Origin of the sequence: Bacillus infantis, assembly GCF_020171945.1 — a bacterium.
Classification (GTDB): Bacteria; Bacillota; Bacilli; order Bacillales; family Cytobacillaceae; genus Bacillus_AB; species Bacillus_AB infantis_A.
Map to the genome: position 1 here is coordinate 65,699 of NZ_JAIVAP010000017.1, position 24,681 is coordinate 90,379.

The 24,681-nt window shown below is 45.9% G+C and carries 22 protein-coding genes; 7 read left to right on the forward strand and 15 right to left on the reverse strand.

From position 1 onward, the window contains the following. The first annotated feature begins 237 nt into the window (after positions 1-237). On the forward strand, positions 238-675 hold the full coding sequence (locus LCM00_RS19175) for a C40 family peptidase (protein WP_224905094.1): 438 nt from the start codon (positions 238-240) through the stop codon (positions 673-675). 31 nt (positions 676-706) lie between these two features. On the opposite strand, the gene LCM00_RS19180 is transcribed toward LCM00_RS19175, so the two are convergent. After that, entirely contained in the window at positions 707-1,792 is a 1,086-nt protein-coding gene (locus tag LCM00_RS19180) for a hypothetical protein (RefSeq protein ID WP_224905095.1), read from the reverse strand. Between the two features lie 156 nt (positions 1,793-1,948). On the opposite strand from LCM00_RS19180, the gene LCM00_RS19185 reads away from it, so the two are divergent. Continuing rightward, entirely contained in the window at positions 1,949-2,524 is a 576-nt protein-coding gene (locus LCM00_RS19185; protein ID WP_224905096.1) for a copper amine oxidase N-terminal domain-containing protein, read from the forward strand. Positions 2,525-2,665: 141 nt separating this feature from the next. Beyond that, complete coding sequence (locus LCM00_RS19190) at positions 2,666-3,862, forward strand: S-layer homology domain-containing protein (RefSeq protein ID WP_224905097.1); 1,197 nt, start codon at positions 2,666-2,668, stop codon at positions 3,860-3,862. Positions 3,863-3,978: 116 nt separating this feature from the next. On the opposite strand, the gene LCM00_RS19195 is transcribed toward LCM00_RS19190, so the two are convergent. Continuing rightward, positions 3,979-5,112 carry a M20 family metallopeptidase gene (locus LCM00_RS19195; RefSeq protein WP_224905098.1) on the reverse strand — a complete coding sequence of 378 codons (1,134 nt, stop codon included), beginning with the start codon at positions 5,110-5,112 and terminating at the stop codon, positions 3,979-3,981. Between the two features lie 179 nt (positions 5,113-5,291). Between LCM00_RS19195 and LCM00_RS19200 the strand changes: the two genes are divergently transcribed. Then, a complete protein-coding gene (locus LCM00_RS19200; protein ID WP_224905099.1) occupies positions 5,292-5,759 on the forward strand; it encodes a hypothetical protein in 468 nt (155 codons plus the stop codon). Positions 5,760-5,783: 24 nt separating this feature from the next. On the opposite strand, the gene LCM00_RS19205 is transcribed toward LCM00_RS19200, so the two are convergent. Next, the gene (locus LCM00_RS19205) at positions 5,784-7,670 is read right to left on the reverse strand and encodes an alpha/beta fold hydrolase (protein WP_224905100.1); all 1,887 of its coding nucleotides are present in this window, start codon (positions 7,668-7,670) and stop codon (positions 5,784-5,786) included. Between the two features lie 274 nt (positions 7,671-7,944). Between LCM00_RS19205 and LCM00_RS19210 the strand changes: the two genes are divergently transcribed. Together LCM00_RS19210 and LCM00_RS19215 are read left to right on the forward strand one after the other, a co-directional pair. After that, positions 7,945-8,421, forward strand: coding sequence for a sigma-70 family RNA polymerase sigma factor (locus tag LCM00_RS19210; protein WP_224905101.1), 477 nt, complete (start codon positions 7,945-7,947; stop codon positions 8,419-8,421). A 112-nt stretch (positions 8,422-8,533) separates the two neighbouring features. Continuing rightward, the gene (locus tag LCM00_RS19215; RefSeq protein ID WP_224905102.1) at positions 8,534-9,433 is read left to right on the forward strand and encodes a hypothetical protein; all 900 of its coding nucleotides are present in this window, start codon (positions 8,534-8,536) and stop codon (positions 9,431-9,433) included. Between the two features lie 171 nt (positions 9,434-9,604). Here LCM00_RS19215 and LCM00_RS19220 read toward each other — a convergent pair whose 3' ends face one another. The 6 genes from LCM00_RS19220 to LCM00_RS19245 form a co-directional block, all read right to left on the reverse strand. Beyond that, complete coding sequence (locus LCM00_RS19220) at positions 9,605-10,336, reverse strand: glycerophosphodiester phosphodiesterase (RefSeq protein ID WP_224905104.1); 732 nt, start codon at positions 10,334-10,336, stop codon at positions 9,605-9,607. A 93-nt stretch (positions 10,337-10,429) separates the two neighbouring features. After that, positions 10,430-11,797 carry an ABC transporter substrate-binding protein gene (locus tag LCM00_RS19225; protein ID WP_224905106.1) on the reverse strand — a complete coding sequence of 456 codons (1,368 nt, stop codon included), beginning with the start codon at positions 11,795-11,797 and terminating at the stop codon, positions 10,430-10,432. Between the two features lie 76 nt (positions 11,798-11,873). Then, the gene (locus tag LCM00_RS19230) at positions 11,874-12,686 is read right to left on the reverse strand and encodes a carbohydrate ABC transporter permease (protein WP_129613396.1); all 813 of its coding nucleotides are present in this window, start codon (positions 12,684-12,686) and stop codon (positions 11,874-11,876) included. Between the two features lie 2 nt (positions 12,687-12,688). Continuing rightward, positions 12,689-13,630, reverse strand: coding sequence for a carbohydrate ABC transporter permease (locus LCM00_RS19235; RefSeq protein ID WP_224905108.1), 942 nt, complete (start codon positions 13,628-13,630; stop codon positions 12,689-12,691). Further along, positions 13,627-14,754: an ABC transporter ATP-binding protein gene (locus LCM00_RS19240; protein WP_224905110.1), complete on the reverse strand. Its 1,128-nt coding sequence runs from the start codon at positions 14,752-14,754 to the stop codon at positions 13,627-13,629. The genes LCM00_RS19235 and LCM00_RS19240 overlap by 4 nt, the downstream gene beginning before the upstream one ends. 28 nt (positions 14,755-14,782) lie before the next feature. Next, positions 14,783-15,532 (reverse strand): MgtC/SapB family protein, encoded by a 750-nt coding sequence (locus LCM00_RS19245; RefSeq protein ID WP_224905112.1) that lies wholly within the window; start codon positions 15,530-15,532, stop codon positions 14,783-14,785. 284 nt (positions 15,533-15,816) lie between these two features. Here LCM00_RS19245 and LCM00_RS19250 point away from each other — a divergent pair, with 284 nt between their 5' ends. Then, a complete protein-coding gene (locus LCM00_RS19250) occupies positions 15,817-16,686 on the forward strand; it encodes a glycerophosphodiester phosphodiesterase (RefSeq protein WP_224905114.1) in 870 nt (289 codons plus the stop codon). 496 nt (positions 16,687-17,182) lie between these two features. Here LCM00_RS19250 and LCM00_RS19255 read toward each other — a convergent pair whose 3' ends face one another. From LCM00_RS19255 to LCM00_RS19280, 6 genes are all read right to left on the reverse strand, one after another. Continuing rightward, the gene (locus LCM00_RS19255; protein WP_224905116.1) at positions 17,183-18,457 is read right to left on the reverse strand and encodes a methyl-accepting chemotaxis protein; all 1,275 of its coding nucleotides are present in this window, start codon (positions 18,455-18,457) and stop codon (positions 17,183-17,185) included. Between the two features lie 275 nt (positions 18,458-18,732). Next, positions 18,733-19,854 carry a multiple monosaccharide ABC transporter permease gene (gene mmsB / locus LCM00_RS19260; RefSeq protein WP_224905133.1) on the reverse strand — a complete coding sequence of 374 codons (1,122 nt, stop codon included), beginning with the start codon at positions 19,852-19,854 and terminating at the stop codon, positions 18,733-18,735. Between the two features lie 61 nt (positions 19,855-19,915). After that, on the reverse strand, positions 19,916-21,475 hold the full coding sequence (mmsA, locus tag LCM00_RS19265; protein WP_224905135.1) for a multiple monosaccharide ABC transporter ATP-binding protein: 1,560 nt from the start codon (positions 21,473-21,475) through the stop codon (positions 19,916-19,918). 66 nt (positions 21,476-21,541) lie between these two features. After that, complete coding sequence (chvE, locus tag LCM00_RS19270; protein WP_224905118.1) at positions 21,542-22,615, reverse strand: multiple monosaccharide ABC transporter substrate-binding protein; 1,074 nt, start codon at positions 22,613-22,615, stop codon at positions 21,542-21,544. Positions 22,616-22,957: 342 nt separating this feature from the next. Continuing rightward, positions 22,958-23,227, reverse strand: coding sequence for a hypothetical protein (locus tag LCM00_RS19275; protein ID WP_224905120.1), 270 nt, complete (start codon positions 23,225-23,227; stop codon positions 22,958-22,960). A 147-nt stretch (positions 23,228-23,374) separates the two neighbouring features. Then, positions 23,375-24,463 carry a GntR family transcriptional regulator gene (locus LCM00_RS19280; protein ID WP_224905123.1) on the reverse strand — a complete coding sequence of 363 codons (1,089 nt, stop codon included), beginning with the start codon at positions 24,461-24,463 and terminating at the stop codon, positions 23,375-23,377. Positions 24,464-24,681 lie beyond the last annotated feature (218 nt).

The window sequence follows — 24,681 nt, forward strand, 5'->3', positions numbered from 1 at the left end:
ATCCCTCCTTGTTTATACTCCCTCCTATTATACTGAAAAATTAGCAGAAATTAATCTGCCTAATAGGATAGGAGTTTAGAAGCCTGAATAGGACACTTTATCCTATAGAGGTATATATAACCAAATCAGTCTCTAAAACTAGTAAATTGTAATATAATTGTAATGCTCATGTGATGCCCCTGTTAAGAAAAATTTACTATAATAGGTTTAATTCAACACAACAGGGGGAAAACAACTATGTTAAAAAGAATTCTTACTGTCCTCGGCCTTGCGTTTTTGATTGCCAATGTAGTTCCTGCCACTGGAGAAGCAGCATCTTATCACACGAAAGCGATTAATGTTGCGAAGAATAATTTAGGGATTCCCTATAAGTGGGGCGGCATTACCAAAAGCGGCTTTGACTGCTCAGGACTCGTCAAGTATTCCTATAACATAGCCGGAAGGACTCTTCCGCGGACCGCTTCTGATATGTACAAAAAAGGGACAAAGGTCAGCGCGCTGTCTCCTGGAGATCTGATGTTCTTCGCACCTTACAAAGGCGCCAACCCTACCCATGTTTCCATCTATATGGGCAGCGGCAAGATGATCCATGCTGCTTCATCCAGAGGTGTTTCAGTTTCTTATACCAATAATACATATTGGCAGCCGAAATTCATCGGCGCCAAGAGGATCTGATAGAAAGGGAGAAGATGCCATCTTCTCCCTTTTATTTTTCTGTTTTTGCTTCCTCGAATTTGGCCTTCAGCATGTCCCGGGTGCTTTCGTAGCGTTCCCAGTCTGCGTGCTCTATTTTCAGTTCCGGAATCTCATACGGGCCAAGACTCCAATCATTCTCCGGATGCTTTACACTTCTGACTCCCATTACGACAATATTAAATCTGCTGTCTTTAGGCAAGGATTCTGCAAGAAAGCGCCTGACTGTTTCTAAATCTTCAGGAAGCATCGGATCATCCTGATGGAACCTCTGTTTCTTATACGACACATAAGCCGTATAAGGATGACACTCCCCTCCGCCATGCGAGAATGCCTGGCCGCACTCAAGCCAATTATCCTCATAAACTGAATCAAAACGGAAACGCCCATTTTCGATTTTTTCCGCTTCCTTTATAAGCCCGTCACTTAGGTAGGCATTTTTAAAATGGTGATCCTCCCTTAGTTTCTCCCAAAGCCACGCTTCAGAATCCATTTCTGCCAGGTCCTCTAATCGCAAAGTAATAGATTCAGTAATCCCGTTTTTCCTTTTTGTTTCCGTATAACTGACATCCAGAGCTCTGACAGGGATCCCCGTTTTCTTCAGCAGCTGAAGAAGCTTATATAAATGATCGAACTCTTCCTTCTTGAAGGTATGGTAATCGAGCTCTCCCTTGCGCGAAAAAGAAATATTATAGACCCCTGCAGCCTCGCGGAGATACTCTACATAATTCCCGTACAAGGGTGCCTGAAAGCCTGCCTCCTTGATTTCAGGCAGATACGGTTTCAGCTTTTTATATTGTTCATACACATCCAGCCCTCTGGCATAGGTGTCCCCTGTAACCTTCCCATCGTTCACGAATACATCGAACTTGATATTTTTATTTCCTTTAACGGCAACCTCATGGGTGAGGTCTCCCATATTGCCCATATTCCAGCCTTCTTCGTAGACTATGTCCACTTCAATCCCATACTTTTCATCAAAATAGCGGGCAAGTTTATTTTCTGTGCTGTTATACCAAAAATATAAAGCTGCCGCAGCTGCCAGGACCATAATCACTAAAAGCCCTGCACCTGCCATTCTTAGAAATTTCCTTAACAATTTGTTCCTCTCCTTATAAAGCATCAGAATCCATTATATAGAAAACATCCCATTTTAATAGCAGCACTCCTCATTAACCATTATTTACCTGAGGAAAATATTAGTTATCTTGTTATATAATCTCTAGGAATCTATTTGAAAAGGGGAAAAAAAGCAGTGAAGAAAGTAAGTTTCAGCTTTGCGGCCATATTGGCCCTGTTTATTTTTACAGCCTCAGTGGCATCCGCCCATCCTGGCAGACTCGATGCAAACGGAGGACATAATTGTTCGAGTTCTGCGAAAGCAAAAGGTTTGTGCACCGGTTATCACTATCATAATGCGGACGGATCTGTCCGTTATACAAAGCCATCAACAACAGTTTCCGCTCCAAAAACAGTTAAGCCTGCAGCTTTGACTGTCTATATCAACGGGGCCAAGCAAACCTATGATCAGCCTCCGGTTGTCGATAATGGCCGTGCGCTCGTTCCGCTGCGCGGAATTTTCGAAAGTCTCGGGGCAACCGTGAATTGGAATGCGAGCTCAAAAACTGTTACTGCCACTAAGACCGGCATCAACATGTCATTGAAAATCGGTTCAAAATCACCAGTTGTCAATGGAAAAACCAAATCAATCGACGTCCCTGCCAAGGTTGTAAACGGAAGAACGCTCGTGCCGCTTCGCTTTGTCAGTGAAACTCTTGGTGCAGGCGTTTCTTATGATGCTTCTGCCCGCACAATTAAAATTACGAAATAAGAGCCAATTTGTCTGCCGGATTTCCCCGGCAGCTTTTTTTTGCGCATTTTTTTAAAAATATTCTATTTAATGGGTTTAGTTCATAGTTTAGGAGAGAAGAACTAGATTAAGAGTGTATGATAATCGGGAGGGTCAATTTCAATGAAAAAAAATACTGCATGGCTTGCCGCTGTTCTGTCTCTAATGCTCCTTTTCCCCCTGCAGGGCAAAGCAAGCGATATTGAGTATGTATTCAAAGACTTAAAGAATCATTGGGGCAGCCATTATGTCGAGCATGGGTATGCCCTTGGATTTTTAAATGGGTACCCGGATGGCATGTTTAAGCCGGGGATGAATGTAACAAAAGCACAGTTTGTCAAAATGATTGTGGCAGCAAAGGGATATTCACTGAAGATGCCGGCGTCTCCTTCTTACTCTGATGTCCGTTCGTCTGACTGGTACTACCCTTATATAGAAACGGCTCTGTCACAGCAGCTTATCCCGTCACCGGAGGAAAAGGCGGGTTATCAGCCGAATGCCAGCATTACCAGGGAAGAGATCGCGGCCATTTCCGCAAAAGCGCTATCACTGGAGCCGCTGGATAAGGATGTCTTTAAGGACAGCCAGGATATGTCTGATAGCGGCTATGCTGCAGCGCTCGCCCAGGCAGGGGTTGTCAATGGATACCCGGATGGCACCTTCAGGCCAAAGAAATCATTAACACGCGCAGAAGCTGCGGCAATCATCTCCAAGCTTGTTACATACAGCAGCAGCGAAGCCTTTTTTATAAAAAAGACCGCTGACAGCGTCAATGCGTATTCAAGGATTATTAATCAATATAGCTATGGAGATCCTTTCTCACGATTCAGCAGACAATTTGAAGACTATTTCACCAAAGCATATATTAAGGACAGCATTGAACCTCATTACAAGCGGGCCTTTGGCACAGACTGGCTGCTTGTGGAGCGCGTACACTACAATGAGCTCCTGACCCGCTTTAAAATAGTAAGCCAGACCAATGAGAAGACGGTGATTGAAACATTCAGAGCTTCCAATGAGATGACTCCAGGAGGCAAGTATACAGTTACCTTTGAAAAGTCAGGCGGCAAATGGCTGTTTGCGGGAGGAACATTCAAGGAAGGCCTGGACCTCCAGCTCAGCCGCCAGGAAGCTGTTTCCTTTGTTGAGCTCTACTACTCCAGGCGCTACCTGAACCCGTCCGCTTCCTTTGAAAAAGAAGGCACAGACCGTCTTGGCAATTATTATCAGTTCCGTGTTACTGGACATAAACTGGATGAAAAGCTTCGCATCTATAAGGATGATGCTTATATCGACAACTATTATATGTACAACAACTGATTTATTTGCCTGGCTGCAGGCATCCCGCCGTAACCTTTCCGGCTGGCATTCGTCTATTCTGTAAAATCCATTGATGCAAAAGAGTGAGGATCTTCAGTGATCCTCACTCTTTGCCTTTACTCCGACAGCCGCTGGATCGTCTTCGCCAGAAGCAGCGTCCTTTCCGCAAGCGTCGGAATTTCTACATATTCACTTTCACTGTGGGCATTGCCGCCGACAGGCCCGAGCCCATCCACTGTCGCAACGCCGTTCGCAGAGGTAAAGCTTGCGTCCGAGCCGCCGCCTGTCGCTGTATCTGAAACCTCTAGGCCCATTTCCTTGCCGACCTCCTGGATGACATGAAGAAGCGATTCGTTCTGCTCATTCTTCTCCATCGGCGGGCGGCTGATCCTTCCCTTGACCTCCACCCTCGTGCCAGGCACGTCGGTGTGGGAGCAGATTTCCTCGATCTTTTCCTGAAGAAATCTCGCCTGCTCCATATCGGTGATGCGGATGTCCACATGAGCGACCGCGCTTGGCGATACCGTGTTAACGGCCGAACCGCCTTCGATCAGCCCGACATTGACGCTGATCCCCTTTTCATAATCGTTCAGCTCGTGAAGCTGGATGATCTTGTGGGCCAGCTCCTCGATCGCGCTGCGCCCCTTTTCGGGCTCAATTCCCGAATGGGCAGCCCGCCCTTTGACGATCACTTTATAGCGGCCGCCTCCCCTCCGTGAGGAAACGAGCGATCCGTCCTTCCTCGCAGGCTCCATGATCAGGGCATATTCCTTGCCTGCAGCCTGCCCGATGATCAGCTTCTTGGATGCCGGCGAGCCGATTTCCTCATCTGTGTTCAGCACGATCAGGACATTTTCATATCCCTTTGTCCCGCTCGCAATCAATGCCTTCAAGGCGTATAAAAGCTCAGCCTGGCTGGATTTCATGTCTGCCACACCGGGCCCCAGCGCCCTTGTCCCCTCAATCCTGAACGGCCTTTTGGCTGCTGTTCCATCAGGGAATACCGTATCCATATGGGCAACAAGGATGATTTTCGGATCAATGGCATTTTTATGCCTGATGATCAGATTATTGCCATACTGCTCCTGTTCGTCGACCTGGACCAGGAACCCGAGCCTTTCGTACTCTTCCTTCAGGATAGAGCCTACTCTATCTACCCCCTCTTTATTGTGGGAGCCGCTGTCGATATTGACGAGCCTTTCGATCAGCTCCAGCATTTCCCCTTGCCTGCTTCGTATAAAAACCTCCACTTTTTACCCCTCCATAAAAATGAGCCCCAATTAAGCACTTTTGTTATGTATCGATTATACCTTACTATTTTGTTTATGTTTCACAATTGGAGAATGTTAACAGGATAAATTTGTCCGGTGATATTTTTCCTCTCTGGCGAATATCTTTTTATAACTTGTCTAAAAGGAGGCCGGGCGCGATGAAAAAACGCAGCAAATTCCCCATTAAGCTCATCGTGATTCTCATTGTCTGTACAGCCCTCTTTTTCCTTATCCGGCTCGTCCTGCCTTCCGCAGAAAAGAGGGCCATCAGTACGGTGGATGAGTTTTATACATACGAGCAGAAAGGCGATTTTTCAGCCTCCTGGGAGCTTTTCCATCCGGAAATGAAAAAGAAGTTTGACAAAGGCCCCTATATCCAGGATCGGGCCCACGTCTTTTTGAACCATTTTGGGGTCAATACCTTTTCCTATGAGCTTGGCAAAGCCGAAAAGCTTGAGAACTGGAGGATGGCTGATGGCGGGGAAACCTTTCCGAAGGTTTATAAAGTCACGGTTACCCAGACCTACAAAGGGAAATACGGAAATTTCAATTTAGTGCAGGATGTGTTTGCGGCTGAGATGGAGGATGGGTGGCGGATTCTTTGGGATTATAAGCAGAAGCCCTGATCCAAAGAGAATCAGGGCATTCTTTTATAGATTGGCAAGCCTGTGAAGCATGGTGACCAGATGGGCGCGGGACATGGCAGCATCAGGCTTATAGGATTGAAGCGTTTTGTCTGCCTTGCCATCTTTCCCCGGGTAGCCATTGATGATACCCTCTTCATAAAGCCAGGCCACTGCCTCCGCTGTGGTCAGATCTTTTTTCGCATAGCTCCTTGCAAGGAGGACGGCTGCATCTCCCCGCGACAATGCAGCGTTTGGCTTTGCCCCGACAGGAAGCTTGTATTCTTTGGCAAGTGCATATACATTACTCTGGGATTCATCCTTGAACGCAGAACCAAGCTTATGGCGGAAGAATACCTTCAGATACTCGGTCTCCTTGATCGCTGCATTTGGCTTGAGGAGATGGTTGTAGCCCTGGATGATCCCCTCGCCGACTGCCCAGCGGAATGCTTCGGACCAGTACTGGTTATCCCTATAATCCCTGTAATCTGTCAAATCTGCGCCAAGCCCGCCTGTCTTGATCCACTTGGCCACATCTGAAATAAAGCTTTGCGGCACATTGCCCGGCGTCAAATATTCCGTTGCGCCGTCCGGGATGCCCCCATAGTTGCCCAGCATATGGAACATGTCCGGATAGAGCTTATAATCGACATCTTCTCTGTCCGCAAGCGCTTTTTTCCATTCATCAAGCTCAGAGGCAGGCACCTGGATATCCTTTCCTCCCTGAAGCAGCAGCATCGGAACATCCTGCTTTTCGGCAAGCTCTGTCGGCTCATAATCACGGAGGTCAAACCACCAATAAGGATTCTGAAGCTTAAAGGAAGCCGGGATATTGTCCTTGCTGTAGTCAGGATTGTTTAAAATCGTGAACTGCTCCTGATAGAGTGCGAGATTGGCTTTCACTGCCTGCAGCTGCTCAGCCGGGGCATTCATTTTTTCCGCACGCTTTACCGCTTCCTCCATCTGCCATAGGAGCAGGTCCTGGAACTTGCCTGCCGGTCCTGCCACCCCGATGGCCCCTTTGATGTTATCTTGTTTGTCATTCTCAAGAATGAGCGGGAGAGCAAAGCCGCCCTGACTGTGGCCCAGAACGAATATCTGATCATGATCAATTTCCTTTTCTGCTAAAAGCCGCCCAACGGCAAGGTTCGCGTCCTCCACTGTTTCTTCCTGGATGGAGAAGTCCGGGGTCAAGCTTGATTTAAGCGGATGGACCCTTGTCCTTTTATCATAGCGGAGCACGGCGATCCCCTCATTGGCAAGGCCGACGGCAATATCCCGGAAAGGCTTATAGGAATAGGCCTTTTCATCCCGGTCATTGCTTCCCGACCCATGAACAAGGACAACCGCCGGGAATGGCCCCTCCCCCTTCGGAACCGTCAGCACTCCTGGAAGCGCAAATTCACCTTCCCCGATGACCATCTGCTTTTCTGAATAATTTTCAGGGTGGAGATAATCCGGTTCTGTAAAAGAGACTCCCGGCATAACAGGGTCAAAGAAGAATTCATCGACCTTTCCTTCTTCGTTCAATCTTAAAATCAGCTCGTATGCACCGTTCTCGGCTGTCATCATAAAAATCGCTTTCGTATGTACCCCGTCTTCCTCAAGCCTCTTAAACTCTGATTTCTGGACCTTCCCAAGCGGTGCAGTAAGCCCTGACCAGAAATAAGGCAGAAGCTCCTTAGTGACATATTTCTGCAGCTGGCTGCTCAGCATCGGATAAGCCTCTTCCCACTTTTCCGCCCCTGCGTGCCTGACAAACTCAGCCGCAGCTTTCTCATAGTCAGCCTGTGCCTGCTGCTCCTGTGCCTGGACCATCTTCACCATTCCCGGAAATCCGGCTGCCAGCCCGCTGATGCCAAGGCTCCCTGCCAGCACCAGCTTCCCGGCCGATTTCAGCATTTTATTTTCCATTGTATTCCCCTCCTAAACTGTTTTTCTATTTCTTATACGAATGAGAGTAGGATAAAGTTCAAACATTTTTAATTTTTGTAAAATTAATAGATTTTGTGTTTTATATTATTTCCCGCATCTATTTTTCTTCAATTTCTTAAGAAAATTTTCAAATCCGCACTATTTTTTGATGGAAAACGAAATTTTCCCTGATTCGCACACAATTTATTTCCCAACTATGCTGAACTTACCCGGGAATACCTGGCAGGCGCGCCGCCCGATAGGATCTTTTTTTATGGAAAGCTTTGAAATGCTTGCAGAACAATACCAGCCGATGATACGGAAGATTATCCGCACACTATCCATTTATAAAAATGAAGATGAATTCCTGCAGATCGGCCTGATTGCCCTTTGGGAGGCATATGAAAATTTCCAGCCGGAAAAAGGCGAGTTCACCAATTTTGCCTACACCACCATCAAAGGCAAGTTCCTGACAGAAATGACCCGGACCAATAGAGAAGAAGAACAGAAGGTTTATGCAAAGGAAGAATTCTGGGAAACGATCGAGGATGCCCAGTCTGAAGTGCCGTTCGAGAAAAAACTGATCCTCTCTTACTGCGGGAAGCTGACAGAAAATCAGACAAAATGGGTGCTATACACAGTGCTGGAGGATCTGACAGTCCCGGAAATTGCCGCAAGGGAAAAGGTTTCTTTATCTGCCGTCAAAGCATGGCGCAAAGGTGCTAAGGAGAGACTGAAAGGAAGCTTGTAAATCTTTGGTTGAACCGTAACCTTTCTGTAACCATTTTTAACCACTATATAACTACTTCACAAAGCTTGCAGCGTATAGTAGAGCTATACCAAGGAAAAAAAGAGGGATTCTTATGAAAAAGAAAATTGCCGTATTAACAAGTTCTATCGCCTTATTTTCTATGCTTGCGGGTGCAGGGTACGCTGCTGAACGGAGTCACGGCATGATAGCCGAAACCTCCTTACAAAGTGTACAAAAAGCTGACAGCACAAACCTTCAGATCAAACTGCTGGAGGAAGCAATGGCCCCCGTATCAGCAAAGGATGCCGCCGGCAAATGGAGCAAGGCTCTTGCAAACCGCAATGGTGCTGCACAAAATGCGCTGTTCGCACCGGCACTGAAGGAAAAGTACAAAAGCTATTTCGAGGCATACGGCTGGGTAACGGGCGGTTCGAGCCCCTGGGTGAACTCTTATAAAGTAACGAAAGAGAAAAAACTCAGCAGCACAGCCTTTGAATATACCATCAACTTCTCACTGGTCAGCTCTTCAGGCAAGCACGGCAGCGAAAATGCCATTGTCACAGTTAAAAAATCAGGCAGTACGTGGCTGATCGAAAAGGTTTATATGAAGCCCGATTCTATCATCGGCAGTTTAACACCGTACACCCCAGAGCCGGTCTTCACCTACCGGGCAGCAGAGTACGCGTTCTCTATCCCGCAATCTTGGGATATGAAATATACAGCAGCTGAAAAAGACGGAAGTCTTGTCTTCAGCTATAAGCCGGCCAACAATAAAATCAGCAGCCGGACACTTTTCAGCATTGAAAAAATCAAGCTGGCCACCTGGAATAAAGATGGCTATGAGGATGGGCTCCATAAAAAGCTTGGCGAGAAAAACGGCTTTGTATATGCTATGCTTCCTTCCAGCGAAAACCAGTACAGCGACATGCCGGACAGCATCGAATACAAGGAATATCACCAGATGTCCCTCCAGCTCAAAGCTGTCCGCGGCTCTTTCATGTTCATCAACTAACCACCGGATCCACATTTTTAATCATATATTTGAAGTGATGGATTAATCATCGTTTCACCCCATTTTTGAAGCCCGGCAAGCTGACTGGCACCAGCACGCCCGGCTCTTTTTTTTTGATGGTGGCAGGCACCGCAAACAAAAAACAGCCGCCAATAACAGCGGCTGTCTCATTTATCGTCCATCCCGGATCTGCATTGCCTTTTCCGGATAATCCGTCATGATGGTGTCCACCCCGAGGTCAAGCAGCTCACGCATCTGTTCTTCTTTATTGATCGTAAACACGCGAACAGGAAACTCATTCCGTTCCGCTTCCCTGCTTGCCTCTGCATAGGCAACTGGCGCATAGACGTGCAGTGCTGATGCACCGATTCCTGCAGCATACTTCCACGGCTCATACAGCACCTCCATGAACAGGATGGCCGTCTCAATTTCAGGATCCAGCTGATGAACTCTCTTGAGGCTGTAATGATTAAAGGATGAAATGATCGCATTGGATTTATATTCATATTTCTCAAGCGCCTCAAGCACCTTTTCCTCGATGCCCTCATATGGAATCACATCGCTCTTGATTTCCACGTTCAGCTTGATGCCCGTGCCCTGCAGCAGCTCAAGCACCTCGGCAAGCACAGGAATCTTAGCTCCGGCAAACTCTTCCCTGAACCAGGAACCTGCATCCAGCTTCTTAAGTTCTTCAAGTGTCATATCCCTGGCATTTCCCTTGCCATTTGTCGTCCTGTCGACCTTCTCATCATGGATGACAATCAGCTCGCCGTCCCTGGACAGGTGGACATCCAGTTCAATGCCGTCGACCCCGAGCCTCACAGCTTCTTCAAAGGCAGCTATGGTATTTTCCGGATGTGTGCCCTTGCTGCCGCGGTGGGCGTAGATTTTAGTGTGTTTCATACTGTGCACCTCTTTTCACTCTAATTAAAAGGGAGCAGCCCCTCTATTATTTATAGCATATCAGCTATAAATGTAGGGTGCTGCCCCGCCGTTTTATTTCTTTGTTTTATTTGCAATTTCGATTGCCCTGTCTGTTCCTTCTGCCGCTTGGTCAAGCGCTTCCTGCGGGGCTGTGCCCTGATACAGATTTTCAAGGGCCGTTACTACCTGCTGGCGCGATTCCGGGAATACTGAAATCAGTGCACCCTGTGTCGCAACAGATGGTTTTGTCTGCTGAAGCTGATCGACTGTCACCTTGAACTGCGGATACTTTTCCCATTCCTGCTTAACGATATCTTCCTCATATGCTGCCGGGTTGATTGCAAAATAGCCTGTTCCGATATGCCATTTCGCCTGTGCTTCAGGTGAAGCCAGGTATTTCATGAACTCCCAGCCTGCTTCCTGCTGTTTTTCAGCAATGCCTTTAGACATCCAGAGTGACGCTCCGCCAATCGCAACACCTTGTCTTTCCACTTCATCCGGATATGGGATGAAAGCTACCCCTACATCAAATGGGGAGTTATTGATGGCTGCAGAGACGCCTGCAGAGGAATCCATATACATAGCCACTTTTCCTGTCTGGAATGCTGCGCGGATATCATCCCAATTGGTGCCGTAGTTGCCGAATGTGCCGGCCTTATTCATTTCATCAAGGAAGTTGAAAACCCTCAATCCCTCTTCCCCATTGAACACAGACTTTGTCGCATCGCCCGCACGGCCATTCTCTTCATTTACATAAAGCCCGCCTTGTGTTGCAACCAGCTGTTCAAAGAACCAGCCGTAAGTAAGCATTGAGAACCCGTAGCGCTCCCCTTTTTTAGTCAGTTTTTCTGCCGCTGCCTTCACTTCATTAAAGGTTTCTGGAGCTTTTTCAGGATCAAGGCCAGCTTCTTTAAAAGCATCCTTGTTATAGATCATGACCGGTGTTGAAGAGTTGAACGGCATGGAATACAGCTTATCGTCCACCGTGTAATAATTGAGGATGTTTTCCTCCAGCTGTGAGACATCATAATTATCTTTATCAATGAATGTCTGCATTGGCTCAATAAAGCCGCTGTCAATCATATACTTCGTTCCTACTTCAAAAACCTGTGTAATCGCTGGTGCATCTTTAGTTCCCCCGACACTGCGGAGCTTTGTGAGCAGCTCCTCATAAGAGCCCTGGAATTCTGCTTTCACTGAATATTTATCCTGGGAACTGTTAAAGTCTGCGACAATGCTGTCCAATGTTTCCTGTCCTGCACCTGACATGGCATGCCAGAAGGTGATTTCTGTCTTGCCGTCCTCAGTCTCTCCTCCGGAACCGCTGCCGCCGCTGCTGCTTCCTTCTCCGGAAGAGCTTTCATTGTTCGAGCACGCTGACATAAGCAGCAAACTGAAAATCGCTGTAAACATAAAGAACCACTTTAACCCTTTTTTCATTCCTGCACCCCTCTTTTTCATATTATATATATGGCTGCCGGATAAGCCTGCTGTGCATGCCGCCGGCAGTAAAACACTATTTCAGTGCTCCCTGGGTCAGCCCTTTCTGAAGCTGCTTCTGCCCCAGGAACAAGAGCATCAATGTTGGGATGATGACGACAATGACACCAGCCATCACGACTCCCCATTCTGTTGCCACTTCCTGCGATTGGAGCTGCTTGAGCCCGATCTGGACCGTCCTTACCTGGTCATTGGTTGTCACGAGAAGCGGCCATAGATACATATTCCAGGTTGTCAAAAATCCATACGCCCCAAGAGTGACAAGGCTGGTTTTGGAAACCGGCAGGATGACCCTCCAGAAGAAGGCAAATCTGCTGAGCCCTGCAACCTGTGAAGCCTCATGGAGCTCCTTCGGGATGGTTTTAAAATGCTGCCGCAGCAGAAAAGTGCCAAATGCCAGTGCAAAGAACGGCATTGTCATCCCCTGGTAAGTATTGATCCAATCAAGCTTCTGAATCGTAAAGAAATTCGGGATCATGGTCGCTTCCCAAGGAATCATCATGGTTGAAATGAACAGGAAAAAGATAAAGTCTCTTCCTTTGAAAGGAATGAACACAAACGCATATGCCGCCATGCTGCAGACCACCAGCTGGCCGAGCATGACACTGAATGACACGACAAAACTATTGATCAGATATTTCATGAGCGGAAGCCGCTCAAATACTTTTACATAATTGTCAAAGTGAAAGGCCTTCGGAAAGAATTTGCCCTGCATGATCTCTCCGCCAGTCATAAAGCTGATCATGAATGCGTAAAGGACTGGGAAAAACAGCAGAAAGGCCGCCAGAACCAGCAGGATATACAATAGTATTTTTCTCGGCATACTCATGCTCATTGATAATGCACCTTCTTTTCTCCGAGCTTGAATTGCAGGATGGTGACAATCAGGATGCATATGAACAGGAAGACTGCCTGTGCGCTTGCTGTCCCGAATTGATAGTTGATAAATGCTTCTCTATAAATGGAATACACAATCAGGTTGGTCGCCTGTGACGGCCCGCCTTTTGTTAAAATGTCAACCTGCCCGAATGTCTGGAAAGCATTGATCAGCGAGATGGTGATGATAAAGAACAATGTCGGCGACAGCATTGGTATCGTAATCCTGCGAAGCTGATACCAGTAGCCAGCCCCATCAATCTTGGCACTCTCGTATAAGTATTCATCGATATTCTGGAGGCCTCCCAAAAGGATGAGAAAAGAAAATCCGGTATTCAGCCAGATGGTCGAGATGGCCACGGAAATCAATGCCCAATCCGGATCCAAAAGCCACTGTACCTGCGGAAGATGAAGTACGCTTAAGAGCCGGTTGAACATACCGACGCTTGGATGGAACAGGAAAAGCCATACCACTGATGATGCCGCTACCGATATCCCCATCGTCGATGAATAGATCGTCCGGAAAAAACCGATGCCCCGCAGCTTCTCGTTTGCAATCAAAGCCAGGAATAAAGAGATGATGATCCCGGCCGGAACCGTGTATAACACGAACAGAATTGTAGCTTTCACACTATTTCGGAATGCCTCGGACTCCAGCAGATAAGCATAGTTCTCCATCCCGACAAAAAGGGACGCCGCCCCGTGCTGGTCTGTTAAAAAGAAGCTTAAATAAATCGTCCTGAACATTGGATAAAAAATAAAGACTGAAAACAGCAAAATGGAAGGAAAAAGATATAAAAGGGCAGTACGCGCATTCAGGGACCGTTTCCATAAGCCAGGCTTCAAGCCCGGGGCTGATGCTTTCCTGACAGGATTGCTGCTGATTTCCGCCTTCATAGCAGCACCTCTTTTTCAATCACATGGTTTTCAATATCTGTCGGTGTTTTGATAATTTGCTTTGTTTCATAGTCAAAGAAACAAAGTGAGTCATAGCTGATTGCAATCGGCACAATATCGCCAACCTGGATCCGCCACTGGCCATTCCACTTGGCCAACCATTCGCTTCCCCCCAGTTTGAAGGAGAAGATTGTTTCATTGCCCAGCACTTCAACATTGATTACTTCCACCTGTACTTTTTCTTCTGCAGGTGTTTCCTTTGAAGCGGCCTTCAAGTGCTCGGGGCGGACGCCGACAATGACACGATCCCCTGACAGGAGTCCACGGTCTGCTGCCGGTACATTTATCTTGGCATCTTCTCCGAGGGCGACGGCCTCCCCTGACACTCTGCCTTCTGCGATATTCATTGGCGGAGATCCGATAAAGGTTGCCACAAATGGATTTGCGGGATTATTATAAATATCGATCGGCTTTCCGATCTGCTGGATCTTCCCGTCATGGAGGATCATGATCCGGTCCCCCATCGTCATAGCCTCTACCTGGTCATGAGTCACATAAATCATGGTGATTCCAAGACGCCGCTGGATTTGCCTGATCTCGGAACGCATATGGGCCCTGAGCTTCGCATCCAGATTGGAAAGCGGCTCATCCATCAGGCAAATCGGGGCCTGGTTGACAATCGCCCTTGCCAGTGCCACCCTCTGGCGCTGCCCTCCGGAAAGCTCCCTTGGCTTCCGTTTCAGGTATTCCGATAAACCGAGCATAGCTGCCACATCTTCACACCGCTTTTTCCGCTCATTCTTTGGCACCTTTTTAACATGCAGACCAAAAATAATATTCTCTTCCACCGAAAGGTGCGGATACAGGGCATAGTTCTGGAAAACCATTGAAATATCCCGTTTGCTTGGCGGCAGCAGATTCGCTTCCTTCCCGCCGATTTCCAAAACGCCTCCTGTAATTTCCTCGAGCCCGGCAATCATACGGAGCATCGTACTTTTCCCGCATCCGGATGGCCCGACAAGCACAAAGAATTCTCCAGGCTCAATTGTGACATTGATATTGGTGATCACATCCGTCTTTTTATCATAAGACTTGGATACATTAATCAATTCGACTTTTTTCATCTTTCCATTCCTTTCTTGATGCCGTTAGTTAAACGCTTACATTTTTATCCTGCTTGCGAAAATCTTCTGACAGCGGACTATGATCCAGCTGGACCTGCTTTACCCCCTCAAGACTGCATAGTTTTTCATATAATGAAAGAATATTTTTCCGGGAAGATATTTTGATTCTGATATCAAGGGATATATAGCCCTCTTCCAGGAAGTAATACTCGTCTGCCATCGTGATCGCCTCAATGAATGCGCTCTCATTTTTCAGCACTTTATTCAGCTTCCCAAGCACCTTTGCTTCTTCCGAAACAGTCAGTGTAAAGACAAAGAACTTATAAGGATTCAGGAATTTGAACTCCAGGCTTCTCAGCACAAACACATTCAAGAGAACAATGCCTGTGGTTATGTAGGCAGGAAGATAGAAGCCGCTTCCTACACTGAGCCCGATTGCCGCGACCACCCACAGAGTCGCCGCCGTTGTAATGCCGGATACACTATTATTGGAGTGCTTCAAAATGGCCCCTGCCCCAAGGAATCCTATTCCGCTGATAACACCATGAGCAAGCCTCGCCGGGTCGAACCGGGCATTAACATGGTCAATCGTCTCATTGAAACCGTAAATGGATAAAATCATCATTAAGGCAGAGCCTACCGAAACGAGCAGATGCGTCTTAAATCCAGCCTGCTTGTTTCTCAAATCTCTTTCCCAGCCTATCAGGCCTCCGAGAAGAGCAGCCAGAAACAGCCTTTCAATAATGGTCAAAGCCGATATGGATATCGTTATAGCCATTCCTCCTTCCCCATCAAATAAAAAGAGGCCACAAATATGCTTAGATAAAATCCCCTAAGCAAACTATGTGAGCCTCCCGCATCTCCATCACAAAATATTAACTTAGTAATATCTTACATTTATAAATGGACAATTGTCAAACTATTTTTTATATTAAGTTAATTCCTACAAATCCCATGGGTTTATTTAACACAGATTTGCCGTTATGCTATAAAAAGAAGAAAAACCGTTTATACTGGCTATATTCAATGAAGACTTTTTTAAGCAGGTGACAGTCCATGCCAATGAAGTTTGTAATCATATTTATACTTCTCTTTTCCATAGCTGGATGCACTTCATCAAAGGAAGACCTCACCGGTCCCTCAGACAGCTTTATTGTCATCGGCCACCGCGGTGCCTCGGCCTATGCCCCGGAGCATACGATTGCTTCCTACGAAATGGCCGCTCAGCTTGGCGCAGATTATATTGAAATCGATCTGCAGATGACGAAGGACGGCAAGCTTGCCGCCATGCATGACCAAACGGTTGACCGCACGACGGATAAATCAGGTGCCGTCCAGTCCTTTACATTGGAGGAGCTGCAGCAGCTTGATGCAGGTTCCTGGTTCAACCGCGAGCATCCCGGCTATGCAGACCCTGCATACAGCCGCCTGAAGGTCCCTTCTTTAGAGGAAATCTTTCAGCATTTCGGAAGCAGTGTGAACTATTATATCGAAACCAAGTCTCCTGATTTATATCCGGGAATGGAGGAAGAACTCTTAAGGCTATTGGATGAGTATGGGCTGATAGGCAGCAAAAAGGACAATGCCCGGGTAATCATCCAGTCTTTCAGCAGCAAAAGCCTGAAAAGGATCCACCGGGAAGAACCTGGCATCCCTCTGATCCAGCTGATCTCCTACAAAGAAAAGGCTGTGCTGACAGACCACGATATCAAAAGGGTGCAGAAGTACGCAGCCGGCATCGGTCCGAATTATAATATGATTGATGAAAAATATGTAAAGAAGGCGCGGGAGAACGGACTGCTTGTGCACCCCTATACGATTAATAAGCAGAATGAAATGGAAGAAGGGGTGGCTTGGGGGATAACAGGAGCGTTCACGGATTTCTCTGATACCTTGACAGAGGTAATCAGTAATCATGGTCAGAAGGAATAATCAGCATAAACCTAAAAAAACTTCCCGGCCGGGAAGTTTTTTATCTTTTCTTTTCGACATACCCTTATTGCTATTACCCACTAATCTCCTTAATATTGGATACTCTCCGGCAAATAGACAAATATTTCTCAGGAAATAAGAAAATGACCCGTGAATTGAGTCGTTTCTTGTCAGTATTTCTTTTGTTTCATTTACAATAAATGGCGGTATAAAGATAATAAGAAATCAGGGAAATATTATAGAGAAAAGGTCTTGCTGTTACATTGTTGGTTTACTCATCTAGCTGCCGCAGAAAATTCGTTTTTTTATCAATCAAAAAACACAAGGAGTGGTACTAATGAAAATCAAAGCAGGAAGCTGGGCCATGCTATCCCCACAGGACAAATTCCTTCTATTGAAAATTATCAGCGAACGTTCTAAACATACAGATCATGAATAAACCATAAAAATAGCTTAGAAACCGGGAGCGGCTTCTAAGCTATTTTATTTATTTCATTTAACTTACAATAAATTTTTTGAGCAGCTCATCCAAATTGATGGCAACCTTATTCAGTCCTTTAGATTCCTCTTTCACTGTTTCCATGTCGGCGGTCTGCCCGTCCACATTTGTTACAACGTCAAGCAAACGATTATTCACCATCTGGAATTGAGTGGACAAATCTTCTACACTTGCCGCCACCTCTTCGCTTCCGGCCGCCATCTGCTCACTCACAGCTGAAATCTCCTGGATCCGCCCATTCACATCGTCTACAGAGTCCAGGATATGCTCAAAGGATTTGACTACTTCCTCAATAGACAGCTTACCGCTGGTTACATCTTCATTGGTCTTTTTCATTGCAGCTGCAGTTGCATCTGCATCTGCTTCAATCTGCTGGATAATCGATGAAATATTAGCCGCCGACTGATTGGTCTGACTGGCCAGGTTGCCTACTTCCTGTGCCACCACGGCAAATCCTTTGCCATGCTCACCTGCCCGCGCTGCTTCAATGCTGGCATTGAGGGCAAGGAGATTGGTCTGCCCGGCGATATCAGAAATCTCCTTAATGATGACAGCAATTTTCTTTGATCCATCAAGGAAGCTGTTTATTGCCTCTTCCAGTGAATTGAAACTATGATCAATTCCATTCATTTTCTCAGCCGCATCCAAAACCTGCTCTTTCCCGGATGTTGCCAGATTCGCTGTCTTTGCAGATGCCTGGTTCACAAGGCTTGAGGTTTCAGCTGTATTGCTGACTCCGACTGACATTTCGTCCATTGTTACTGCTACCTCATTTGTTGACTGCAGCTGTTGAAAGACGGTTTGTTGAAAAGCCACAATTTGGGATTTGATATCCTGCAGGCTTGTATTTGTATCAACTACCCGCTGTTCCAGGGATCCAGAGGAACGTGACACTTCCCCGCCTGTTTCTTTCACTTTGGAAATCAATTCCTGCAGTCCATTGCGCATCAACTCAAGAGGCCCGCTGATGCTCCTGAGGGGACCCAGGTTTTTCACATCTGCCGGCTTAGAAAGATCCCCCTGGCTAACCCGCTCAACAAAGCGCTGAATTTCGTTAAAGGGCTTCGCATAGGATGCAAAGTTGATAAAGCCAGACAGAACAAAGCCCACGATAATCAGGAGCAGCAGCACCAGTGAATTTACCGAGATGAACTTTTCATGAAAAATCAAAGAATAAATGCCTATTATCAGTACCCCGGAAATCGAAGCCTGAATCACCACATTCAGCATATAAAGTGCAATCTTCTTGCCAATCTCATTCCTCTTCCCCATAAACCATCCCTAGCCTTCCTATTGAATATTTCTATCTTATTAGTTTTATCGGCTGATTTGTGGAAGAATTTAGTCATTTTTTAAAGTGGTGACACTGAATGGTGACAGGCACCTCCCGAATTTTGTCGAAGAGGGGGGAAGGAGTGACAGGCACCTCCCGAACTTTGTCGAACTCGGTGACAGGCATCCATCTCTTCTGCACTAATTAAAAATAGCTTAGAAACCGCAAGCGGCTTCTAAGCTATCATCCAACCTATTCTTTTAACAAGATTTTTTTATGCCGCCTTATTTTTATTATAGATATCAAATGCGACTGCAGCCAGGAGGACGAGCCCTTTTATCGCCTGCTGCCAGTCAATTCCAAGCCCGAGGATGGACATCCCGTTATTCATGACGCCCATGACAAGCCCTCCGACAATCGCACCGCCTACTGTTCCAATTCCTCCATAGGCGGATGCTCCCCCGATGAAACACGCTGCAATGGCATCAAGCTCAAAAAGGTTTCCTGCTTTTGGCGTTGCTGCATTCAGGCGTGCTGCAAAGATGAGGCCTGACAGGGCAGAAAGGACGCCCATATTCACAAATACCAGGAAGGTAACCTTTTTCGTTTTGATGCCGGATAAACCTGCGGCTTTTTCATTGCCCCCGATCGCATACACATGCCGGCCAATCACCGTCTTTTTCATAATAAAAGAATAGAGAAGGACAAGGGCGAATAAGATGACCAGAATAGTAGGCACTCCTTCATATGTAGCCAGGACATATGTAAATACATTGATAAGAATGACAAAACCAGCCAGTTTAGCGAAGAAAAGTCCATTTGACGAGATTTCAAAGCTATACTTCATTTGGTTTTTCCTGTTTCTCAGCTCAAAAAGGACAAATACAATGGACAATACAGCCCCTATTACCATAGTAAAGATATGGAGAGCGGCATTTTCTCCCCCGATCACATCCGGGATGAAGCCTGAGCTCATGGCCTGGAAGGATTCCGGGAATGGTGCCAGCGATTGGCCTTTCAGTACGAGCATGGTCAGTCCCCTGAAAAGAAGCATGCCTGCCAGCGTTACGATGAAGGCCGGTATCTTCACATAGGCAATCCAAAACCCCTGCCATGCACCGATCAGGGCGCCAAGCACCAAGGAAAGGAAAACAGCAAGATAGGTCGGGACATTCATATCGATGATCAAAATGGCTGAAATGGCTCCGACGAAGGCTGCTATGGAACCTACCGACAAGTCGATATGGCCAGTAATGATAACCAGCACCATGCCAATGGCCAGTACTAGAATATAGCTGTTCTGCAATATAAGATTGGTAATATTCAGCGGCCTGAGAAGAATCCCGTCCGTCAGAACCTGGAATAGAAGCATGATCAGCACCAATGCAAAGAACATTCCGTACTGCCTCACATTGCTTTTGATTAATGATCCGGCTCCCAATACCTTGGGCCCTTCATTATTGAGTGGCGTATTCGTGTTCACCGTTCTTCCCCCTTGCTTTTGTCATATATCTCATGATACTTTCCTGATTGGCTTCACTTTTATCAAGCTCGCCTGTGATTTGACCTTCATTCATAACATAGATGCGGTCACACATGCCAAGCAGCTCAGGCAGCTCCGAGGATATAAGAAGGATGCCTTTTCCGTCGGCTGCCAGCTGATTAATAATCATATATATCTCATATTTTGCTCCAACATCGATTCCCCTTGTAGGTTCATCAAGGATCAGAATATCCGGCTCGGAAAAGATCCATTTACTGAGGACGACTTTTTGCTGGTTCCCCCCGCTTAGATTATTCGTTTTCTGCAGTACGCTTGGTGTCTTGATATTCATTTTACGCCGGAATCCCTCTGCCTCCTTATATTCCGCATGGTCCTGGATGACCAGGTTCCTGGAGATTTTCTTCAGGCTCGCAAGGGATATATTTGATTTGATGTCATCAATCAAAACCAGGCCGTAATTCTTCCGGTCCTCAGTTACATATGCCAAGCCATTCTTGATGGCACTGGAGATATCTTTAAGCTGGATTTCCTTGCCGTCTTTAAATAGGCTGCCGCTGATGTTTTTTCCATATGATTTTCCGAATATGCTCATGGCCAGCTCTGTCCGGCCCGCTCCCATCAGCCCGGCAATCCCAACGATTTCTCCCCGCCTTATATTAAGGCTTGCCTGATCAATAACCTTGCGCTCAGCATGGAGGGGATGGTAGACCTCCCAATCCTTTACTTCGAACATGACTTCCCCTATTTCCGGCTCACGGGCAGGATAGCGGTTCGTTAAATCCCGGCCTACCATGCCTTTGATGATCCGGTCTTCTGAGATGCCGCTTTCTTTCACATCCAGCGTCTCAATCGTCTGTCCATCCCGGAGGATTGTGATGGAGTCGGAGATGCTTGTTACCTCGTTCAGCTTATGGGAAATGATAATAGAGGAAATCCCCTGCTTCTTAAATTCCAGGAGAAGCGTGAGCAGATTCTCGCTGTCCCTTTCATTTAAGGCAGCGGTAGGCTCATCAAGAATAAGCAGCTTCACTTCTTTTGAAAGCGCCTTGGCTATCTCGACAAGCTGCTGTTTGCCGACACCGATATTTGAAACCAGTGCATGCGGGGACTCGGACAATCCAACCTTCCGAAGAAGCTCAAGCGTCTTGACAGTCGTTTCATTCCAATTGATGATTCCCTTTCTGGCCTGTTCATTCCCAAGGAAGATGTTTTCCGCAATACTAAGCTCCGGAATAAGCGCCAGCTCCTGGTGAATGATGACAATCCCTTTATTTTCACTTTGCTTGATATCTTTAAATTCGCATACATTTCCTTTAAAAAGAATGTCTCCTGTATACGTACCGTGCGGATATACACCGCTCAGCACCTTCATAAGCGTGGACTTGCCGGCTCCGTTCTCGCCGCAAAGGGCATGGATTTCCCCATCTGCCACCTGAAGGTTTACCTGATCCAATGCTTTAACACCTGGAAATTCCTTTGTGATATTCCTCATTTCCAAAATATACTCTGGCATCCTTTCGTCCGCTCCCTTCAAATGCAATGGATGATTCAGCCCCGCTGAATCATCCATTGCATGTTATTACTTAAGCTCGTCTTCCTTATAATATCCGCTGTCTACCAGTACTTCTTTATAATTGGACTGATCAACAGAAACTGGTTCAAGGAGATAAGCAGGCACAACTTTTTCACCGTTGTCATATGTTTCAGTGTCATTTACTTCTGCTTCTTCTCCCTCAAGGACAGCCTCTGCCATTTCAACGGCTTTCTTCGCAAGCTCGCGTGTATCTTTAAAAACAGTCTGTGTCTGTTCTCCCGCAATGATGGATTTAACAGAAGCAAGCTCTGCATCCTGCCCTGTAACAACCGGCAGAGGCTGGCTTGCGTCACCGTAGCCGACGCCCTTCAAGGAAGAAAGGATTCCGATGCTGATGCCGTCATATGGCGACAGGACAGCGTCCACTCTGTCACTTGAATAATTGGAGCTTAATAGATTATCCATTCTGGACTGCGCTGTCGCTCCGTCCCATCTTAAAGTGGCTGCCTGCTCAAATTCTGTCTGGCCGCTTTTGACAACCAGCTTTCCGGAGTCGATATAAGGCTGGAGAACTGACATAGCGCCATCAAAAAAGAAATAGGCGTTATTATCATCCGGAGATCCGGCAAACAATTCGATGTTGAATGGCCCTTTCCCATCCTTCAAACCAAGCTTATCTTCAATATAAGTGCCCTGAAGCACACCTACTTTGAAGTTATCAAAGGTTGCATAATAGCTTACATGTTCAGTCTTTTTGATCAATCTGTCATATGAGATTACACTGATATCCTGCTTAGCCGCTTTATCAAGAACGTTTGTCAGTGATTCACCATCAATTGAAGCAATTAGAAGAATATTGACGCCCTTTGTAATCATATTCTCAATCTGGGACACCTGATTTTCCACTACATCTTCCGCATATTGCAGGTCAACCTTATAACCAAGCTTCTCAAATTCATCCTTCATATACTTGCCATCACTTACCCATCTCTCAGAGGATTTTGTTGGCATTGCAATTCCGACAAAACCTTTTTCATCTCCTCCTGCACCGCTGCTGGAGCAGGCAGACATGGAGAAAACAAGAATTAACAGAAACATAACTGATAATAGCTTTTTCATCTAAAAGACCCCTCTCTTCTTTAACTTAAATATGCTCAAAGCCGTTTAAGGCTTTAGAGTCAGCATTAAAAACAACCAACCATCAGCAACCGCTTTCATTTGCGGCAAACATTGTGCGTACAACAGAGAAATTCATAAATAGATAATAATTTTCCAAGCGTAAATTATGAACATTTCTTCTTGTTTTTCAAGGTCCTTAATTGTACGTACAATTATTATAATCAAAACCCTATACGTCCGCAATATCAATTTACAAAATTATCAAAATACTAAAAAAGTTCTATCGGTAGTAGTTAATCCCCTTAGCTGCAGAGAATTCGTCTTTTTTTAATGGTGATCATTTCATTTCCTGCAGCTTTTTAGAAAAGCAAGTATATGAGCCTCTGGCAAAGATTCATGTTCTCTGGTGGATACAGCTTCACGTTCTTTGACCTGCTGCTCTATAATATCCTGTATCACCTCCGTAAAATCTGCCAGCAATGCCTTTCCGTCCTCATTCTGCCGCGTAAACGCTACCATTTTCATGAAAAGCAGTCCCAGGTTTGCATATAGCAATTCCTCTTTCAGTCTCTCAAGCATCCAATCACTCTTAGACCAATGTTTGTAAATCATTATATAATTGTACGTACAAATTTACCAGTGTTTTTAGAAAATTTTTAATATTACCTCAAAAAAATAACTTCTAAGACTCTAATTGCTAGAATAAAAGTATACTTGTACGCACAAAGAAACCTGTTCATAAGATGAACAGGTTATTGATTAAAACACTCTTTTTAACTCAGCCGTTGAACTTCTGATAATTAGTTCCGGCTCATATACAACCGGATCGGATACTGCAAGATCGACGCCTTTTTCAATCGAATCAACAACCATCCTGGCAGCCAGCCGCCCCATTTCAGTTTGGGGATGAGTCAAACTGGTGAATTTCACTTCCGAAACAGATGCCAGATGAGAGTTATCAAACCCGACAAGCGACACATCTTCCGGGACTCTTAATGACTGCTCCCTTGTCACATCCAGGATATTCAAGGCAATCTGATCATTATAGCAAAAGAAAGCGGTCGGCGGCTCCCTATCCTTTAAAAGCTGCCGGGCAGCTTCCTGCGGTTTGGCATTTTTATCTTCTGTAGTATATGTCACAATTGTACCTGGATGGATGGGGATATTATAATGCCGGTGCGCACGCATGAATCCCTTCATCCTGTTAACCCCCTGCATATCATCGACCTTGAAGATGCCGCTGATTTTCTTATGTCCAAGCTGGATAAGATGCTCAGCGGCCATAAAACCGCCTCTTTCATCATCAACCGTAATGCTTGCAGGCTGAAGCTCAGAGTAAAAGGCATTGATCATAACATATGGAATTTTGTTTTTCTCAATATTCAAGTACGTGTTGAGGTTCGGGTTATGCAGAGCACTTTTGGTAGGCTCGACAATAAGGCCGTCCAGCTTTTTGCCGAGCATATTTTCGAGGCATTTCCGCTCCCGCTCGATATCATGATTTGTACTTGCGAGAAGCAGATTATATCCTTTTTCACTTAAATATGACTCTATGCCTCTAATGATGGAGGGAAAAATATAATCAGAAATAGATGTGGTTATAATGCCGATGGTCCGGTCAATCTGGCCTTTTTTTCCGCTCTGATCCTTACAGAAGGTCCCTCTCCCCTGGTGCCTGTAAAGCCAGCCCTCATGAACCAGTTCACTCATAGCCTGCCTGATCGTATGCCTGCTGACAGCAAATCGCTCGGCCATCTCATGTTCAGATTGGATTCTCTCATCAGGCTTGATTTTGCCTTCCCGTATCCAAGATTGAATTTCTTCTTTAACCTGTTTATATTTAGCCATTCATCCACCAGCCTGCCGAAAGTATTTATAATCTAATCATACAATAGGATGGAGTAAATTTGTACGGACTATGTGAATATTGGGAGTGACTCATATAGGGGTGACAGTGGTCAAGCCCCTTAAAAATGGACACTAATAAAAATCGGTTATTTCTATAATGAAGAACAGAGAAATTAGCTAATTTCCTAAAAAAGTGTATAGAAAATAAAGCTACAACA